Annotated in this window: 18 protein-coding genes and 1 rRNA gene; 16 read left to right on the top strand and 3 right to left on the bottom strand. The window is 45.7% G+C overall.

The genetic code is table 11. The features are described from left to right. Positions 1–43: 43 nt before the first annotated feature. Positions 44–1,399, bottom strand: a complete 1,356-nt coding sequence (locus tag ASC49_RS17850; protein ID WP_055464604.1) for a hypothetical protein — start codon at positions 1,397–1,399, stop codon at positions 44–46. A gap of 209 nt (positions 1,400–1,608) precedes the next feature. On the opposite strand from ASC49_RS17850, the gene ASC49_RS17855 reads away from it, so the two are divergent. From ASC49_RS17855 to ASC49_RS17915, 14 genes are all read left to right on the top strand, one after another. Then, the gene (locus tag ASC49_RS17855) at positions 1,609–1,839 is read left to right on the top strand and encodes a helix-turn-helix transcriptional regulator (RefSeq protein ID WP_055464605.1); all 231 of its coding nucleotides are present in this window, start codon (positions 1,609–1,611) and stop codon (positions 1,837–1,839) included. A 2-nt stretch (positions 1,840–1,841) separates the two neighbouring features. After that, complete coding sequence (locus tag ASC49_RS17860) at positions 1,842–2,663, top strand: helicase RepA family protein (protein ID WP_055464606.1); 822 nt, start codon at positions 1,842–1,844, stop codon at positions 2,661–2,663. Further along, positions 2,638–3,477: a replication protein C, IncQ-type gene (gene repC / locus ASC49_RS17865; RefSeq protein WP_407067177.1), complete on the top strand. Its 840-nt coding sequence runs from the start codon at positions 2,638–2,640 to the stop codon at positions 3,475–3,477. Before ASC49_RS17860 ends, repC begins: the two co-directional genes overlap by 26 nt. A 732-nt stretch (positions 3,478–4,209) precedes the next feature. Beyond that, positions 4,210–4,584 (top strand): conjugal transfer transcriptional regulator TraJ, encoded by a 375-nt coding sequence (gene traJ / locus ASC49_RS17870; RefSeq protein WP_055464622.1) that lies wholly within the window; start codon positions 4,210–4,212, stop codon positions 4,582–4,584. Further along, entirely contained in the window at positions 4,581–6,341 is a 1,761-nt protein-coding gene (traI, locus tag ASC49_RS17875) for a TraI/MobA(P) family conjugative relaxase (protein WP_055464607.1), read from the top strand. Before traJ ends, traI begins: the two co-directional genes overlap by 4 nt. 237 nt (positions 6,342–6,578) lie before the next feature. After that, a complete protein-coding gene (gene trbJ, locus ASC49_RS17880; protein WP_055464608.1) occupies positions 6,579–7,355 on the top strand; it encodes a P-type conjugative transfer protein TrbJ in 777 nt (258 codons plus the stop codon). A gap of 2 nt (positions 7,356–7,357) precedes the next feature. Continuing rightward, a complete protein-coding gene (locus ASC49_RS19825; RefSeq protein ID WP_156085542.1) occupies positions 7,358–7,522 on the top strand; it encodes a hypothetical protein in 165 nt (54 codons plus the stop codon). Between the two features lie 2 nt (positions 7,523–7,524). Beyond that, positions 7,525–9,198 carry a P-type conjugative transfer protein TrbL gene (gene trbL / locus ASC49_RS17885; protein ID WP_055464609.1) on the top strand — a complete coding sequence of 558 codons (1,674 nt, stop codon included), beginning with the start codon at positions 7,525–7,527 and terminating at the stop codon, positions 9,196–9,198. 265 nt (positions 9,199–9,463) lie between these two features. Beyond that, the gene (locus tag ASC49_RS17890; protein ID WP_055464610.1) at positions 9,464–10,354 is read left to right on the top strand and encodes a sce7726 family protein; all 891 of its coding nucleotides are present in this window, start codon (positions 9,464–9,466) and stop codon (positions 10,352–10,354) included. 7 nt (positions 10,355–10,361) lie between these two features. After that, positions 10,362–11,303: a sce7725 family protein gene (locus ASC49_RS17895; RefSeq protein ID WP_055464611.1), complete on the top strand. Its 942-nt coding sequence runs from the start codon at positions 10,362–10,364 to the stop codon at positions 11,301–11,303. Positions 11,304–11,310: 7 nt separating this feature from the next. Then, entirely contained in the window at positions 11,311–12,333 is a 1,023-nt protein-coding gene (locus tag ASC49_RS17900; RefSeq protein ID WP_055464612.1) for an RES family NAD+ phosphorylase, read from the top strand. Between the two features lie 77 nt (positions 12,334–12,410). Then, positions 12,411–14,291, top strand: coding sequence for a hypothetical protein (locus ASC49_RS17905; protein ID WP_055464613.1), 1,881 nt, complete (start codon positions 12,411–12,413; stop codon positions 14,289–14,291). Positions 14,292–14,449: 158 nt separating this feature from the next. Next, a complete protein-coding gene (locus ASC49_RS19930) occupies positions 14,450–14,614 on the top strand; it encodes a hypothetical protein (protein ID WP_169787817.1) in 165 nt (54 codons plus the stop codon). Positions 14,615–14,880: 266 nt separating this feature from the next. Then, complete coding sequence (locus ASC49_RS17915) at positions 14,881–15,279, top strand: hypothetical protein (RefSeq protein WP_055464615.1); 399 nt, start codon at positions 14,881–14,883, stop codon at positions 15,277–15,279. A 293-nt stretch (positions 15,280–15,572) separates the two neighbouring features. On the opposite strand, the gene ASC49_RS17920 is transcribed toward ASC49_RS17915, so the two are convergent. Next, on the bottom strand, positions 15,573–16,787 hold the full coding sequence (locus tag ASC49_RS17920) for an MFS transporter (RefSeq protein WP_055464616.1): 1,215 nt from the start codon (positions 16,785–16,787) through the stop codon (positions 15,573–15,575). A 329-nt stretch (positions 16,788–17,116) separates the two neighbouring features. Beyond that, complete coding sequence (locus tag ASC49_RS17925) at positions 17,117–18,088, bottom strand: LysR family transcriptional regulator (protein WP_055464617.1); 972 nt, start codon at positions 18,086–18,088, stop codon at positions 17,117–17,119. Between the two features lie 263 nt (positions 18,089–18,351). Between ASC49_RS17925 and sfsA the strand changes: the two genes are divergently transcribed. Both sfsA and ASC49_RS17935 read left to right on the top strand, forming a co-directional pair. Next, entirely contained in the window at positions 18,352–19,056 is a 705-nt protein-coding gene (gene sfsA, locus ASC49_RS17930) for a DNA/RNA nuclease SfsA (protein WP_055464618.1), read from the top strand. Between the two features lie 369 nt (positions 19,057–19,425). Beyond that, a 16S ribosomal RNA gene (locus ASC49_RS17935) occupies positions 19,426–19,499 on the top strand; the annotation flags it as partial.

The raw sequence follows: 19,499 nt of genomic DNA on the forward strand, positions 1-19,499 counted from the left end.
ATCGAAATTCACTCTGACTTATTAATTTTATATATAGGGATATTTAGTCTAGGAAAAATCGTACATCTAGTACTCCTAGTGCTTTAGATACCGCTTGTGGTGATATATTCTTACCTTCTAGCTCCGTCAATCTCTCTGAAATTTGTGTCTGGTTAAGCCCTTGCTTCAGAACGAGAATTTGTTTCTTACGATCCGTAAGTCTTGAGTCAACCATGTGACGAGCGATGTCCCTGAGTTTTCCTTCATCATCAGCACCCAGTAATGTACCTGCTCCTGTTAAGCGCACGATGGCATCATCAATGAGCCGTTTGGTTTCTCCTTCAACCGCTATTGGGCACTTAAAGTTATGTTTAACGTACTCGAAATATGCCTGGGCGTGTTCTTGTGTAACCGTCTTACCTTCTAAAAAGAGATAGAAAAAGCGATCAATAAGCTCTTCTGCTGATAAGGATCTTAGCTCTTTGTCATCTAACACTGGCTTATACTCCACGGCACCAGCGACATGAAGTTGTAAGCGTCGAAACTCCTTTTCAAATTGCTCTTTTGATTGCAGAGCACTTTTGTAAGCAGGATTCCAAGTGAGGCCATCTTTGTTTCTTGGCCGATGGCGAGTGCAATATCTATGACTAAGTTGCAACTTTTTCTTTTGCTCGTCATTAGCTTCTTGCTGGTCGTCTGGGTCTAGCAGGTTGTTATCTAGTCGATAGAAGTACTCGGCCAGTTCATTTCTTTGGCCGCATAGCTCGCAATAGGTTTGCTTGCGTCTTGCATTGATCTTTATATCTGGGCTGTGGTGCTTAAAGCGTGTTGGTGTTAGGTGCAGCATCCATAGAAGTTCCAGCAGGTTATCGACGGTTGCCTGAAACCGGAAGTCTATCGGTCGGCATTGGTGCTCTGTGTTCATAAAGTGTCTAAGCTGCTGCTTGATCGAGTCATGAGCACTTTTAAAGCCCATCATCACGATCAAGTTGGTCAATGGAGTCTCTGCTTTGAATTTGGGTCCATATTTTACGGATACTCTACGGTAGAAATTTCGTACTAGTGGAAATTCTGATTGTGAATCTTGCACCGGTGCGTGGCGAAGATTCCAATAAGGGTTCGGAAAGAAGTGAAAATGAGTTTCCGGTAGAGAATTCAGAAACGCTGATACCTTGGGATCAAGGACTTCTAGGATAAGCTCGCCAATAGGGCGCTTATCCGTTTCTTTTTTGATGTCTGCATGAGCATCTTTTAGATGGTTTCTAGGATCTTTTCTATGGGAGTGTACGGAATAGTTCGCCCAACGATCCCTAAACTCTCGTATGCCTTCGGCAACAAGAGCGTCGCAGTCTTCCCAGACAGAGATAAAGTGTCTGTCTAGGCGATCACTAGCTTCCTTTTCGATTTCCGCATATTCCATTGCCACACCTTCAAGCCCATAGCATTAGGTCATGTTACTACTGGTTAAATAGTGAGTCTATTAGCAACTAGTCGCAATGTTTGGCTGCTGTTTTAGGGTGGAGCTCTGAAAATAAATGGCGTTTTCAACTTTTTCCTCCACAAGGTCCAATCAAGCTTCAAATGAATACAGGCATAGTCAGGTTTCAGTAACTAAGAGGAGGCCGTGACATGCAGGAGCTAGCACATAAAACCCTAATTAATCGAAAAACACTTTTACGAATGGTGCCGCTTTCGGATCGGACCATTTACAACTTAGAGCAGCAAGGTGAGTTCCCTCGTCGTATTGTCCTAACTAGTCGCAGTGTGGCCTGGGATCTTGCTGAGATAGAAGAGTGGATCGAACAACGCCGCAAGAGTGCGCTTAAGGCGGCTCGCCCTGGATACTTCGGGGGTAACTGATTATGCGAATCGATTTTTATGAAACCCTTATGACTCCGGCTCAAGAGATGGACTACGTCTTACCAAGTCTATTGGTGGGCTCATTTGGTGCATTTGTTGCGCCAGGTGGTATGGGTAAGTCTATGTTTGCCTTAGAGCTGGCGATACATATTGCGGGTGGCCCAGATCTCTTAGGTGTTGGGCCATTGAAACAAGGCCCTGTGGTTTACATTTCTGCCGAGGATCCAGTATTAGCTATTGAAGATCGAATACGTAACATCGGAAAACATCTAAGCCAAGAGCAAATAAAGACCATTAGGCAAAACCTTGTGATTGAGTCAGTTTTAGGCCGAACCCCAGATCTATTGGATGAAAAGTGCGTTGAACTATTGGTGAAACAATCAGAAGGCCGAAGGCTTTTGATCTTGGATACATTACGCCGTTTTAGCACTGAAGATGAGAACTCAAGCAGTGCTATGTCCCAGGTATTAAACCGTATAGAGCTGATTGCTCGTGATACAAATGCTGCGGTGATTTTTACCCATCACACTAGCAAAGATTTAGATGCTCAATACACGGGGCGAGGCTCTTCTGTAATCGCTTATCACAGTCGTTGGCAATCTGTACTGCGTGAAATGACGAAAAGCGAGGCCAATGAATTTGGTATAGATGAAACGAAACGCACGAGCTATCTACGCTATAGCATCAACAAAGCCAACTTTGGGTCATGCTACAACGGAAGCTGGCTAATTCGGCGTGAGAATGGGTTGTTAGAGAAAGTAACGCTGCAAAAGCAACAGAAGTCACAGAAGCCGTCTAATGGGCGAGTACGTGGAGAAGCCTAGGTATCAACTAACGCACGCTAGGCATGCTCCATCGCACTGCTTAGCTCCTGGGCTTTTTCGAGCGCTGCAAAAAGGTGAGCGTAAAAAGTCCAAGTTGGATGTGGTATACGACTACGGCAAAGGGCGCTTGATTGAGTTCAGCGGACCTGAGCCGTTAGGGGCGGATGATTTGCGAGTGCTTCAGGGCTTAATAGCGATGGCTGGACCAAAAGGGTTAATTCTTAAGCCTGAACCCAACACAGAGGATGGGCAGCAATTGCGGCTGTTTCTGGAGCCGAAATGGGAGGCTATCGATATGGACGCTATTGTGGTGAAAGGCAGTTATAGGGCGCTTGCTAGGGAAATAGGGTATGCCAGCATTAACTACTACAAAACCATAAAGGCGTGTATTGAGCGGATGTGGAAGGTGTCGATTATTGTTCAACATGGAAGCAAACGAAAAGGTTTTCGCTTGCTGGCAGAGTATGAGAGTGATGATGTCGCCGGACACTTATACGTGGCGTTAAATCCTATGATTGCTGAAGCTATTCTTCCTGACGGTCAGTACATCCGTATCGATATGGACGAAGTCAGGGCGTTACGCAGTGAGAACGCACGCCTAATTCATCAGCGTCTCTGTGCGTGGATTAATCCAGGTCAAACAGAAAAGGTGTCCTTAGATACGCTATGCGGCTATCTGCATCAAAACCCTGTCACTGGTGCAACGCTGCGCAAACGTCATGAGCGACTAAGACGCGCTTTAGATGAGTTACAAAGCTTAGGGTGGCTTGTTACGGAATACCGAAAGGGGATGTTTGAAGTACAAAGACCATAACTTAAGCCCATTTTAACGGTCACATACCCCCATTTTAACTGTCACATTAGCCCATTTTAACGGTCACGTTTTTGAAGTTTAAAAATCGCTGTAAGCCTTGATATTAAAGGGCTACAGGGGGTGCACTAAAAAACGGTCTAAGATCTCTCTAAGATCTTTCTACTAGGCGTAGTCTTTAACGCCCTAGTAGGGCTAAGACTTTGCCGCAGATAAACACTTGCATGGAGTTAAACCGTGTTTATTGACATATGAAGGGCAGAGCACAAGACAAGGTGTTTTATTGACACTTGAGGGGCAGAGCGCAAAACAGGGCATTTTATTGACATATGAGGGGCACTGTTCAAAACCGGCTGATTAGCTTTGGTTAGCGAGGAAAGTAGTAGGAAAGCTGTGTTTTTCGGTGTCGTGATAGTGAGTAAAGCCATCACAAGTAAATCGCTGTAAGACCGCTATTTTAGCGCTATTCAGTCGCTATAAGTGCGCTGTAACTATCGGTTTTTAAAACGAAAAGAGTGGTGAGCAGGCAAAAACAGATGAAAACAGGGAAATGCACAGAAATGCAGACTTCTATGCAGAGGTTACCTTGCTAAAACCAATGCTGATATGCGGGCAGGATGTGTGAAGTAGGCCCACCATGCAAGCATGGCGAAGCCTCTTCACTTATGTGACTTATTCGCACCTTCGGCGCTCAACGTTGATCCTGCCCTGCGGGGCGAAAGAGAGGATACACAAATGGAGAACAACACAAATAAGACGACGAGAAAGAATAGCCCACCGATTAAGGTCTATTGCCTACCGGAAGAGCGTGCGCTGATTGAATCTATGTCAGCACAGGCAGGGCTCAGTGCTTCGACCTATTTGCGCGAAGTCGGCCAGGGCTATCGTATCCAGGGAATTACCGATGCAGAGCAAGTACGCGAGTTAGTGCGGGTCAATGGTGATTTAGGGCGTTTGGGTGGATTGCTGAAGTTATGGCTTAGCAATGATGCCAAGGTGGCACATGTTGGGGCCAATACGATCTTGGCAGTGCTTAATCGTATCGAGGTGACGCAAGATCAAATGAGTTCGCTTATGGAGTCCATTCTTCGTCCGAGGGCGGACCAATGATCGCCAAGCATGTACCGATGCGTTCACAGGGCAAATCTGATTTTGCTGGCCTGGTGAATTACCTCACCGATCACCAGAGTAAAGAACATCGACTTGGTAGCGTTCGTTTAAATAACTGTGAAGCGGAAACCGTGCGCGATGCGATCAGTGAAGTGTTGGCGACTCAGTTTGCGAACACCAGAGCGAAGAGTGATAAAACCTATCACCTGATAGTGAGCTTCCCGAGTGGTGAGCGGTTAGAAGCGAATACCTTGGCTGCGATAGAAGAGCGTATTTGTCAGGGGTTGGGTTATGGGGAGCATCAGCGTGTCAGTGCGGTACACAACGATACGGACAATCAACATATCCATATCGCCATCAATAAGATTCACCCCACGCGCAACACAATCCATGAACCGTATTACCCGCATAAGAAGCTAGCGGAAATGTGCGAGGCCATTGAGCAAGACTTTGATTTACAGCCGGATAATCATATACCACGCAAGCGCGGGTCTGAATCACGGGCGATGGATATGGAACGGCATTCGGGTATTGAAAGCTTAGTTGGTTGGGTGAGGCGTGAATGTATGGACGAGATCAAATCAGCCAATAGCTGGCAGGCGTTGCACCAGGTCATGCAGGACAACGGTTTACAGTTAAGAACCAGAGGTAATGGGCTAGTAATTGTTGCCGAGGGTGAAGCGATCATTAAAGCGAGCACCTTGGGACGTGAGTTTTCTAAACCCAAACTCGAAGCGCGCCTTGGTCCCTTTGAAGCGGCTGCAACGGATTCTGTTAAGCCGAGCCGCCAATACACACATCGACCGGTTCGCTTGAAGGTGAATACCACCGAGCTATATGCCCGTTATCAAGCAGAGCAGAAACATGCCGCAGCGAGTAAGTCGCAAGCCCTTGAACAGGCGCGCCGTGATAAAGATCGACAGGTTGAAAACGCCAAGAGAAAAGGGCGAAGCCGTCGTGCGGCGATTAAGTTAACTGGTAGTAATAAGCTTACTAAGAAGCTTTTGTACAAACAGGCCAGTGTTGCATTGAAAAGCGATCTTGAACGTATCCACAAACGTTACCAAGAGCAACGGCAAACGATATATCAAAGCAATAAACGCCAAGCCTGGGCGGATTGGTTAAAAAGCCAAGCATTGCAGGGAGATAGCGAAGCCCTCAAAGCGCTACGCAGCCGAGAAGCGGCACAAAAGCTTAAAGGGAACACACTTAAAGGAGATACAGTTCAGTCCGAGCCCAAAGTAACGGCCGATACGATTACGAAAAAAGGCACCATTATTTATCGAGCAGGTAACAGCGCCGTGCGTGATGATGGTGAGCGTCTACAAGTGGCGACGGCTTCCAACCAAACCAGTGTCTTAGCTGCGCTAAAGGTAGCAATGGAGCGTTACGGTAATCGCATTACCGTGAATGGCTCGCCTGAGTTCAAGGCGCGAGTAATCAAGGCAGCAGTCGATGGCAACCTGTCTATAAAGTTTGTCGACCAAGGGCTAGAGCGCCGTCGTCAGGCATTAATGGCCCAGAACAAAAAGGCCAAACGGTCAGATAAGCCTGGTGTGTTACCGATTGGCAAAGTGCCACCTTCACGCCGTGGCCGGTTGCAGAACCTATCTCAGTTAGAGGTTTTAGCTATTAGGTCAGGCTCAGTAACTGAAAAAGCGGCGGTCATGCCAGCATTAGAGCAGCGTAAAGCCAAGCTGCAAGCTGAGCAGGCAGCTAAAAAAGCGAAACGACAACATAAGAGCCGATCACGTTGAGGTGATGGCAAAGGAATCGACGGAAGCCCTAACCGCTTCGGTTGGTAATGACACCGATGTTTAACCCTATTCGGCCGCGCGTTTAACGGTGTCGCGCAGGTCGGGCGCCGAGATAGTAAGTGGCGAGCTAGCTCTGTACAGGCCCACATTCACTGCTGGTAACGGCAGGAGTAGAGATCAAGTTTCTACAGGTTGGTGAATGCAAATTTTAGTCATAACAACTAAGAGTAAATGACCATGCTAAAACGCAAAATTTTAGCGGCTAAAATTCCCGTGCTCGCCATTTCCTTGGCGTTAAACATGTCTAATCCCGTTCATGCCGGTATTCCGGTTGCTGATGGGCTGAACTTATCGCAAAACATGATGGCTGCAATGGAAGCCGTTGCACAGACGCTTAAGCAGATTCAGGAGTATCAAACCCAGCTTCAGCAGTACGAAAATATGCTGCAAAACACGATGGCCCCAGCGGCTCATATTTGGGACCAGGCCCAGCAAACGATTCATGATTTAAACCAGGCAACGAATACGCTGGCGTATTACCAAAATCAGTTGGGCAGTATCGACGCCTATCTTAGCCGGTTCCAAGATGTGGCCTATTACCGCAGTTCACCTTGTTTTTCCCGCAGTGGTTGCAGCGACGCCGAATGGGCGGCCATGGATGAAAACCGTCGTCTAGCCTCAGAGTCACAGAAGAAGGCCAATGATGCCGTCTTTCGTGGTTTAGAACTCCAGCAACAGAACTTACAGAGTGACGCAGGCAAATTACTGCAACTACAGTCCGCCGCCCAAGGCGCAGAAGGTCAACTTGAAGCGATTGGTTACGCTAATCAGTTGGCGAGTAACCAGGCAAACCAGTTGCTGCAAATTCGCAGTTTATTGATCGCCCAACAAAACGCTCTAGCCACCAAGATGCAGGCTGATGCAGATCTTAACGCTCAGTATCAGGCAAGCCGGGACAACCTCTATGAAGGCTTACGCGAGCCGGTCGACCGTTCACAAAGTAAGGAGTACTGACCATGAAATGGATGATGCAAACACTGGTGATGGTGTTCACAACGTTGTTTTTAGTGGCTTGCTCGGATCCTGAGGCAACATGCACACAAAACTGCGAGCAACAAGATGGCTCAGTTTACCAAAGCCTAGAAGGTCCGGTGGATCGCTCGAAGAGCAAGGAGTACTAATCATGAAAGGATTCACAACAAAATCAGCGTTAATTCTCTCCTTGGGTACGATATCGGTGCATGCCTCTGCCGCAGTAGATCGAGGCGGTGTGCTCAATGATGTGGCGGACCGCTTCGCTACGGCAAGTCAGGCATGGGCGTCTGTCATTACAGATCATGCGACCTGGCTATTTTGGACGCTTGTTGTTATCTCTATGGTTTGGACCTTTGGCATGATGGCGTTACGTAAAGCGGATATCGGCGAGTTCTTTGCCGAGTTTGTCCGCTTCACGATAACAACAGGGTTCTTTTGGTGGCTGCTGATCAATGGGCCGACGTTCGCTATGTCGATCATTGATTCATTGCGTAACGTTGCAGCTGAGGCATCGGGGATGCCTAGAGGGCTGCACCCATCGACGCCGATAGATATTGCCTTCGATATTCTGGCAAAGGCAGTGGATAGCTACAGTGTCACCAGTCCAATCGACAACTTATCTATCTTTCTCACCTCGTTAGCCATTTTGGCTTGTATGGCCATCGTAGCCGCGAACGTCTTATTAGCATTGATCACTGCTTGGATCATTGCTTACGCCGGTATCTTTGTCTTGGGTTTTGGTGGTTCTCGTTGGACCTCTGATATTGCGGTGAACTACTTTCGCAGTGTGGCCGGTATCGCCTTAAAACTGATGACTATGACGTTGTTAGTCGGTATCGCCGTTTCCATTATTGATGGCTACCACGCCGATTTATCGGAAGGCGCGCCCCTTGATGAATTGCTAGTGATCTTCGTGGTGTCGCTGGTCATGGTGATATTGATTAACTCTGTGCCGAATGTGATTGCCGGTTTGATCCCTGGTGGCGGAGCTGCGGCCAGCTCAGGTAGTTCATTTGGTGCGGGTGCCTTGATCGGTGGGGCGGTGGGAGCTGGTGCAGCTGTTATGTCTGGCGGCGCAGCGCTTGGCGGAGCGGCTATGTCTGGAGTGACCAATATGGCCGGTGGAGCCAGTGCAGTGAAGGCTGCCTTTGAGAAAGCGCAAATGAGCATGTCTGAGGGGCCAATGCCCGAGTTTGGAGGGTCTAGCTCAAGTGCTTCAAATGGTGATACTGGCAGCAGTGATACAGGTGAAACGCCTTTTGCTCAAGCGGCTGGCTTCTCTGGCGGCGAGTCTCACGCTCCTGGTGAAGAGGCTGTATCTGAAAGTGGCAGCGAGACCCATTCCAGCGAGCAGGCCCAAACATCAAGTGGCTTTATGACTGGTGCGGCTAACGCTGGCCGTGTAGCTGCTGGCACAGCATCAGCTCTTGCTAAAGGTATGGGTTCTAAAGCAATGGGTGGTTTCCAGAACAAAGTCAGCCAAACCGCCGGTGGCCGTTTGGCTTCATCTATCCGCGAAAGTATGGACACAGGTAGTGATTCAATGGGACATCAAGAAGGGGAGGGCTCCAGCGATGGGCGGCAATCGCCATCTTTCGGCAGTGACTCCCTCGGCGGCCAAGAAGGCTGGATAAATCAAAGCGGTGGTTTTAGTGAGCTCTCTGAATCAGACCAGGAAGAAGCCCGCCAGGCCCACGCCGACTGGCAAGAGCGCGATCCTGAGAAACACACGTTTGATGTAGAGGATTACGTCGACTACGCCCAGGATAAGCAAAGGGAACGGAACGAAGAGATAGCGAGTTTTGTGGGGAGGACTCGTTAGTTATTTAGTAAAAAACTTATTAGCCGCTAGGGTTGCTATGAGCGGAAATAGAGGTAGTTGATTGTAATAGTCTAAAGTTAAGACTGCAGGGGCGACAAATATGAGGCCGCCTTTTTCATCGCCTAAATTAAGCGTGGATGCTAGTATGGCGGCTAAATTTTAATGTGATTCATAGGGTGAAGATCGCCTGTGCCATGACCTGATAAGAAGGCTAATATACTTCTTAAGGTTGATATATGGTTAAAGGCGTTTGTCTGGTATTTAGATGAAAATCAATAATGTAACTCAACTTTCAGCACTGACGAGGCTTTTTTCAGCCACTGTCTTCCGAGAGATGGCGAAGAAGGGACGATCAGCATTGTTCTCTCGCTTACTTAAGGAGACAGGGCTAGTAGATCAAGTAGGGCCCAATGCAACAGTTGGAGAAACTTTCGATTTTGCGTTTAACATCCTTAAAATCGCGGGCCATCGTGATGAGTACATATATAGAGCGGCAGTAAGCCAAAAAGTACTTCTTGGTACCCACTCTCTTCGTACGGCCTCAATGCTTAATGAGTTTCGAGCGGGTAACTGCAAAGCAGACCTTGTGATTTTAAACGGTACGGCAACCGTCTATGAAATAAAGTCCGAACGAGACTCACTGACTCGGCTTGAAAATCAAGTGGAGAACTATAAGCGCGTATTTGCAAAAGTTAATGTGATATCTAGTGAAGACCACATCGATGGAATAATCGGAACTGTACCGGATGATGTTGGAGTTATGTGTCTTACTAAGCGATATCAAATAAAGACTATACGTGAGGCTAAGAATAGTCCTGAAAGAGTCTGCCCTCGTACAGTGTTTGAGTCTTTACGTATTACTGAAAGCATTGAGATCCTTGAAAGTTTAGGAGTAAAGGTCCCTGATGTTCCTAATACTCAAAGACATGCTGTATTACGTGAGTTGTTTTCTGAGCTCGATCCAGCTACTTTGCATTTTGAAATGGTAAAAACGCTAAAACGGACACGAGAACTTGCTTCTCTTAGCGATTTTGTTGAAAGCTTACCGAAATCCTTACAGACAGCTGCGTTATCTGTATCTGTGCGTCGCTCGGATCAAATAAGGTTGATCAATGCGACTGAAACCCCGCTACATGCGGCAATGACATGGAGTTAACCGACGTATGTACTACCCATATTTTCGTGGAAAGCAATTTGAGCTAATAACAGTTCGTGAAATGGCCAGGTTGTTCGCTGAAAATGATTTTATTCCAGTTATAGAGCCAGTTCGTGAGTCATTGAATGGTCTAAAAAGGGCATTAGAAGCGATTCATGCGGCAAATGGTAAGGCTATTGTCATAGTGAACCCTTACTACGGGGATCATCAATCTGATGGTGGTAGTATCACTAGCTTTCTTGAAAATGAATTTTCGGGCTCTACGAATATTTCAGCAGGGATACTTTTGCGTAATGACATGTCGGTAGATGATGCTTTTTCTTGTTTAGAGCAGCATTTGGCTCATACCCCAGTTCTAGTTCATGCCGGCTTTACTGAGCCTAAGGCGTTGGCCGCTACTCTTGAAGAGCAAGGACTTATGACCGGGTTAACAAATATTTTTATTGATGACTACGCGAAGCTGCTATACCGGAAGCACTTTGGTTCAAGTACGCGTATTTTGATTAGAGATGGTTTCAACCGCCAACGTAATGCAGATTACCCTGAAGTCGAGGTTTTTTCTGAGCTTCATGCTACTTATCCAGAGTTGGGGATGAGTGGGTTCGGAGACTTCTTAATGGTTGGAGACGCATACACCGAAGGTGGTGGACCTGCTTACGCAGTTGCCATTCACCTAACTTTTATAGATCGTGATAAGGACGATGTGATGTACATTTATCATTTCGTCTCAGATACAAAAGATACCCCTACAGACCCCGCAGGAAAGTTTGCTCAAGCACTAAATAAGCTAATCACTAAGTTAGATAGCGGTGACTCAGGCATTTTTGAAGGGGCCGCAATTGAGGAGTTTAGAGGTCTTCATGCTAAAGGTCATTTTCCTGGCCTAGGCTATGTGAAGAAGCTTTCGATGAAGCATCATATCGAAACGCTTGCCAACTATTTGAAGTGAGGTGGTTATGGCTGAGCGTTTCTGTTGCCCCGAATGTTTTGGCGACCGTGTTTTACGGGATGAGATATTTCCGACACTGGAGCCAAAAAAAGGAGTTTGCGATTTCTGTGGAACAACTAACACGTTACTAGTAGCTCCAGAGAAATTAGCTGATTATTTTGAACTTCTAGTGAATGTGTATGAATCTAATCCTGATGGAAAAACCTTAGTTGAGTGGATGAAAGACGATTGGCTGATATTTAGCCATGATCGTATGGATAACGCTCATGCCAAAGAGCTATTAAGTGAAATTCTTAATGATGGTGAAATAGTTCGTCGCAAGTTTAGCCCTTCTAGTAGTTATAGTAGTGATGGCCTTGCTCAATGGGATCGGCTTCGAGATGAAATGATGTACTCGAATCGCTGGTTTCTTGATGTAACTATAGATAAGGAGCGTCTTAAAGGTCTACTAGAAAATCTAATCGCTAAAGGGTTGCCTTTAAGGTGGCATCGCGCTCGAATTCTGACCGAGGACGTAGCTTTTCAGATAGATAAAATGGGTGCTCCACCAAAAAGGCGTTCTTCAAATGGGCGCGCCAACCCTGCTGGAATTCCTTATCTCTATTTAGGTTCTATACCAGAGACTGCTATAGCTGAAGTAAGACCTCATACTGGCGAAGTTGCTTGCGTAGCTACCTTTAACATTCCTGAAATTAAGGCTGTTGATTTACGAAACCCTCGTGAACTTGTGTCTCCATTTATTTGGGATGACGCAGATAAAATAGCTCAGTTACGAGCTGATTTGCCTTTCCTAGAACGGTTAGGTGAAGAGTTAACACGACCTGTTCAACCTGCTGGTGCTGCTATAGATTACATACCTAGCCAATATTTGTGTGAGTTTATTAAAAAGATAGGGTTCGATGGAGTGGTTTATCGTAGCTCTGTAAGTGAAGGGATCAATCTTGCGCTGTTTAATCCAGAGTTGGCGACGGGTGGTGACGTGACTCTCTACAATGTTACGAAGGTATCGGTTGCAGTCGGCGCTGCCTAGATGAGTACCTATTTGTAACTGTGCATTGATGACTATGGGACGCTACTCCGAGAGGTGATAACAGGGAGCATGTTTGTATGTCGGTAATCAGTTCGGCTGCCGAATTGTGGGCTAGTCTTTGTGTGAAAGCTGGGCTAGAGGTTAGGCTGAAGAGCGGGCGAAAAGGCAGAGACTATGATGTCGAAGGCTTACTTCGTGCTGCTTTAGGCGTGCCTGAGTCCGTCAGGTCTTTTGATAAGTGGTTAGCTGCCGATTCAGCTTCAGGTAATTCAAAAGTAAGTGCAGAGCTGCTTCTAATCGAAGTTTTGAAGAGCCAAGAAGGCTTTGCTCGCATGATGCAGGATATATTGGATGTACTAATTAAAGCGGATGCTAAGCAGGTATCTCATCGACTGAGTGTAGAATTTAATTTTGACAATGTGCCTAGCTCTTTGCGAATGACTTTGGAGCAATTTAGGGAAATTGAACTACGTATCAAACACGTTTTGCAAAAGCGACCAACGCTGCCTGGTCATAATTTGATGTGGCGGATCTATGAAGAGTTTAGCTCGCTAATTGGTGGCCGTCTTGTTTCTGAAGAAAGGCCCCAAGGCTTTCCTGCCTCCCCTGAAATAACACCAACTGATTGTGAAGAGCTTAATAGGTTATTAAATAGCGTAGTCCTGCTTGTGTCCGGTTTTAGAGACCTCTGTCGTAGCCTTGGTGAAACCCGATGGGAAGTCTTCAGTGTAGCTAAAGCATCGAATGATGGAGTCCTCTTAGAGCAAATGGTAGCTGCTACTGATTATTGGGATGACAGTGTTTTAAACGGGGTTAAGAGAGTTGCGGAACTAGTAAACTCCGGACAGCTATCTTCGAAAGATGCTTCAGATCGTATATCTAAAATTTTAAGCGAAGTTGAGTGGGGTGATAACTGGGTGGAGAAGACTATTGAGGATCTGCTCGATATTTTGAACCTCCCTGTTTGGCGATATAGGCATGAACTTTACTCGGTGTGGGTTGGGACTAGAATGCTTGCAGTGATTGAGCAAGTAGTTCCAGACGTCCATTATCACCCTGTTGATGGAGTCTTGTCATTTGAGTTCGGTGGAAGCCGTTTGGCTTCATTTAATTGGGACAACAAACAGTTTGATGTTTGGGCTGAGCTAAGATCCGCTTTAGTGGGTAGAAGCTCAAAACGCAAAAAAGGAATACAACCTGACTTTCGTGTGCTCCAAGTCGATATCTCAAAATCAGTAAATCAGCAGACGACTTATGTTCTTGAGTGCAAACACTATTTGAGAAGTAACACCTCTAACTTTACCTCAGCTGCTGCGGACTATGCTCGAAGCTGCCCGAATTCGATAGTTCACATTGTAAACCATGGTGATATTAATGAATCACGACTGATGAGCTCGCTTGCTCCCGAGCTACACTCTCAAAGCCAATTCATTGGGGGGGCGACGCCAGTACAAGAGGCTGAAATGCAAATCATAAGTAAAGCTATTCGGAGTGCTCTGTTTCCTACATCTAATGTGCTTGTTCCAAAGGAAACTACTTGTTTGATTGAGAAACGGAGTAATATAGCGAGCACGGTGCAGCTTGTTTGGGATCATTCATTAGAAGATATAGATCTTATACTACGTGCGGTAGACTCTGAAGGCCAAGTTGTATATACCGTAGACTATCGAGATAAAGGAGCGCTGGACGAGCATCCATTTGCTTGTCTTGATAAAGATGAAATGCATGGTCCTGGTCAGGAATGTATTGAAATAAGTGATTGGCACTATAGTAGATATGAGCTAATTGCGAACAATTACACCAAGACAGGTCTTATGAATAAAGAGTCGTTGTATTGCGATATACAAATTGGTGATGAGCTGACGCCGAGGAGATACCCAGTTGGGTTAGGCGCTGATGACTATGAATGGAAGATAGCTGAAATAACGATAAATAAAGGCCTCCCAACAATTATTTGATTACTTCGATACGCATCTTGGTCTATTCAAATCAGTGATCAAAGAGGTAGCTTTTTTACGTAAACTGCATGCTGTGATTTAGCTCTATTATCTTTAAGTACATTAAATAAATGAAAATAGAAAACGTAAATAACTTACCTAGTGAATCAAGAGCTAGATTGCTCACTTTAGAAGAGCAACAAGACCTCCGCCGCGACATGGCTGAGTCTTCTGCTTGGGCACGTGCCGAGCTGAAGCGCCGCCGGGAAGAAAAGGCGAAACAAAACGCTGAACATGGTACTAATAATGGTACTACGACAGAGCCAAGCCCCAAACAGCCGTAGTTAAAGGGCTTGCGGCTCTCGTTAACGATAGAGTGGGAATAATTCAGTGTTTTCGTAATACCTTCACTTGTAGGAGCAAACAACAAATCATTTGGCACTGTCTAGCAGCTTCAAACACAGTTTGACAAGGGGAGCAGCGGTGACATTTTGAATCAGGGCAGATAAGTGGTTGCATGGTTAACCTATGGCAGAATCCACAAGAAACATGCGCTGCTCGATCTTCAGAGTGAATTCAAAGCTAAGTTTGGCCTTTTCGAGGCTCTTAAATGAGAAAGAAATATTTGTATTCGGCGGCTTTAATACTATTCCTTAGTGTTTCAATGTTTGGATTTCACCTTCTCAAACTAGCTTTTTCTGAGAACTATCAGACGAGTCTTGACAGCTTTTCATATTATTTTATGGCCAGTGACTCGGTAGAGCAGATTGTAGAAACATTGGCTCAAAAGCCAACGTTATACAAATATACCTTTGGAGATAACGGTCCAATTAGAGAGACTCTTATGTTTGATCAAGTGCTGATGGAGTCAGATAGAGAGGCTATAGAGGAAAGTCTGGCGATGGTTGGTTTTATGCCCGACTTGGTGTCTTCGAAGCTTTTCGTTAGTGAAGATGGTTCTGTAACCGCTGAGGTTTTAGGCGACGAAATACTAGTTCTTAGTTATTAATATTCTTGAAGCCTCGTTTAATGTGATTACTAGCCTGGAGAAATCATGGGTATCTTATCTAGTGATCAAGAGCTAGATTGCTCTTTATAGAAGACAAACAAGACCTCCGCCGCGATATGGCTGAGTCCTCTGCTTGGGTGCGTGCTGAGCTGAAGCACCGCCGTGAATAAAAGGCGAAACAAAACTCTGATAATACTACTACTTAAGGGGATTTTTTTGGGGGGATGAGTTCGCAGTAAACTAGGAATAGCAAATAAAGACCCCTAACATTCTGGGTTAGGGGTCTATAAACTCTACGCGGTTGCTGCATCCAAGCGTGGCACTGGCTTGTCATTGATTGGAAGGTGAATCAATGCGGAGATAAACGCTAGTGCGACCGCTGTCCACCAAATGGGATTGTAAGATCCGTAGAAGTCGTAAGCGACACCGCCGATCCACGCGCCCAAAAAGCTTCCCACTTGGTGAGAGAAAAACACCAAGCCGTATAGTGTCGATAAGTATCGAGATCCGAAGATCTGACGTACTAGCCCTGATGTAATGGGTACGGTTCCTAGCCAACAAAAGCCGATTGCGGCACCGAAGACTGCAGCCGTTAGCTCTGTAGTTGGTAGTAGGACAAACGCGGCGATCACAACCGTACGTACTAAGTACAATGCGGACATCACATACCGTTTGCTATAGCGGTCTGCCATGGCTCCCCAAAAATATGAGCCAAAGATATTGAAGATGCCGATGTAAGCCAGCGCCATGGCCGCTGTTGAAGCGGGTAGGTTTTGATCCAATACATAGCTCGGAAGATGCGTGGCGATAAACATTACGTGGAAACCACACACAAAAAAACCTAGATGAATCAACCAGTAACCTTTGTGCGCAAACGCCTCTTTTAATGCCTCTTCGAGCGTTTGTAGATCTTCTTTTAAATGATGAGTGTGATGCGTTCCCTGTTTGGCTGTTTTGATAAAAAACGCAAATACCACAATAAAACTACACAGTACTGCGAATATTTGCATGGCACTTTGCCAATCGTAAATACTCAACAATGTTTGTGCGCCAGGGATCATCGCGAACATACCAAATGATCCAGCTGCGGTAGTTAAGCCAAAGGCTTTAGCCGCATGTTGTGCGGGAACTACTTTCGCGACGGCGCCGAGTACGATTACGTAACTGGTGGCACTTAAACCGAATCCAATCAGCACACCTAGTGATAGGTACATCATAGAGGGCTCCATCGCGATTGACGTTAGGTAAAGACCCAAGGCGTAAGCCATCGCACCTAAAATGATGATGCGCTTCGGTCCCCAACGATCGGCAGCCATACCCACAAACGGTTGGAACGCCCCAAACAGTAGGTTTTGCAAGGCAATGGCAAAACTGAAGAATTCTCGTCCCGTATGGAAGTAGTCGGAAATAGGTGTCATGAAAATGCCAAAGGATTGTCTGATCCCTAGACTGGTAATCAAAATCCCTATACCTAGCCAAACTAGGAGTGGAAATCGGAAAGTAAACATAAATTGCTCTTAATAATGCCTATGGTGGTGAGATTGCCTTTATTTACCTCGGTAGGGGACAAACTCAGTGCCTTAGCGAAAGTGGATGGGAACAAGTGCGTATGCGCGCTCAGCTACTAGATTGGCGGAGTGTAGAGAGTATTTTGGGGGGACTCAAATGATAAAAAGTGAAGTAATCTATGCATAATATGCATGGATTAAAATGGTGCACGAAAGGCGCTTGGAGCCCAGTTATTCTCGCTGTTTAGCGGAATTTTAAGATGGCAAAAGCGTTGTCATTAGTGCTTTATGATGGCGTTTTTGTATGATTAAGGCGCATATACGAAAGACTATTCAGGCAAAGCTGTGGTATCGGCTTCAGCATCTAGCCCCATATCGATAACGCGTTTAGCGATGAGTCTGCCACACTCTTCTTTTACAATGCTTCTTAACCATTCCTGTGCAGGTGAGTGCTCACAGCGAGGGTGCCAAATCATGGAGTAGTCAAACGGTGTAAAATGAAAGGGTAAGGGTTTTACGGCTAAGTCATAACGCTCAGAAACTAAGTAAGCTAAATCAGCTGGTACCGTAATAATGATCGGCATCGTGTCCACAATGGCCAGTGCAGCTTCTAAATGATAGGCCCGCAAAATCATACGTCGTTTAGGCTCATTCTCTAATGCTTGTTCAATAAGAGCTTTGACGCCATCGCTTATGGCAATCATGGCATGGGGAAAATTCAAATAATCCTCTAGGCACATTTGCTGATTCGCTAACGGATGTTGTTTAGATAAGAGGCAAGATACCCCTACACGGCCTAATGTCTCGTAATGCAAAGGTTCAATAGAGTAAATCGGGCGACAAATAGCTAAGTCCGCGCGGCCGTAGGTGAGTTGTTCTTTTAAATGTTCATCTTGTAGCGGCAAAAATTCAAACGCAACATTAGGGGCTTCCTGATATATGCGAGGTAAAGCAAAGGGTAGAATCGTTTGCAGTGCATAATCAGTGGTTAAAATTGTAAAGGTTTGGTCGCATGACTTGGGGTCAAAATCAAGAGGTGACAAGAGCTGTCGCAAAGAGCCAAGGGGCTCATCCAAAGCTCTGCTCATGGATAGCGCTTTTTCTGTAGGAACTAGGTGTTGCCCTTGACGAGTAAATAAAGGGTCTGACAATAAGCTGCGTAATCGCCCCAGAACCCGACTCATTGCGGATTGGCTCAAATTTAAACGGTCTGCTGCTTTGCTGACACTGCGTTCTTCAACCAAAATTTGCAATGCGACTAACAGGTTTAAATCCCGGCGATAAATCTCTTCTACTCTCATACCTAGCCTACACAATCTAGCAACACTGACAGTGTAACTAATAAACCTTTTAGTGGGGGATTTAATCAAGTGAAACTTAGCTCGATTAGATGACTCAGGCTCTGACTGTCGATTTTAGTGGTGTCGCGTTTATAGAGGTCGCTGATATGACGAAGCCTCATACTGCATGAGATATTGTGGATGTGTTAGGCTAAAGCATTAATGGTTAATAGCTGATTTTTGCGGCTCTCTTTAAGAGGGCCGTTTTTGTATCTGGAGTTCTTATGCAATTCCCCGAGTTAATAGAAGGGCGTTTAATTAAACGCTACAAACGCTTTCTTGCGGATATTGAGCTGATAACTGGTGAAGTGATTACTGCTCATTGTCCTAATACAGGTTCAATGCGTCGCTGCCAGCAGGAAAATGCGCGTGTGTGGGTATCAAAAAGCAATAACCCTAAGCGTAAGTTGGCTTACACCTGGGAGATCGTCGAGGTTGATAAGCAATACTTGGCTTGTATCAATACTGGGCTGCCGAATAAAGTCATTGGTGAAGCAATGGCGCAGGGTGAGATATCCGAGTTATCTGGCTACGCTGTTCAGAAAGCTGAAGTGAAATATGGTCAAGGCAGTCGGATTGATTGGCTGTTGAGTGATGAAGATCGGCCGCTTTGTTATGTGGAGGTGAAAAACGTCACGCTATTAGAGGAGGATGGACAGGGCTACTTTCCTGATGCGGTAACTGATCGTGGTAGAAAACACTTATATGAATTAGCCGATATGGTGCAGGCGGGTCATCGGGCGGTACTGTTGTTCTGTGTGTCGCACACTGGAATCGAATCTGTTAGGCCTGCAGCGCATATTGACCCTAAATATGCAGCCGCTATTAAAGACGCTGTTGCACAAGGAGTGGAGGTATTAGCGTATAGAGCTGATATCACGCCTAAGCACATCGAAATAGTAAAAAAACTACCTGTAGAGTTATCTTAATGGATAGGTTGTCTGTTAATTGAGCTGTTTTGAGGTCTTTTTGTCTAATAAGTAAACAGTCTCAGTGTTTTCTCGTAATAAATCGAACTTTTTTAAAATTATTTTAAAAAGTGCTTGCGCTGAAAATTCTGATGCGTATTATACGCACCCACTGACACGGACAACGCTTCACAACAACGAAGCACACCGCGTCAGACGCTCTTTAAAATAGATAATCAGATAATTTGTGTGGGCGCTTGCTGGAGACTTCTCAAAAACTTTGAAGTCTTAAACAAGTGACCATGTCAATTCGCTTTACGTTCTTTAATCTTTGGGTTGAAGGATATAGTAAAAGTCAGACGTGATTCACGAGTTTGAGCAAACTTTTTTAAACTGAAGAGTTTGATCATGGCTCAGATTGAACGCTGGCGGCAGGCTTAACACATGCAAGTCGAGCGGTAACA

The organism is Marinomonas fungiae, assembly GCF_001418205.1.
GTDB classification, from domain to species: Bacteria; Pseudomonadota; Gammaproteobacteria; order Pseudomonadales; family Marinomonadaceae; genus Marinomonas; species Marinomonas fungiae.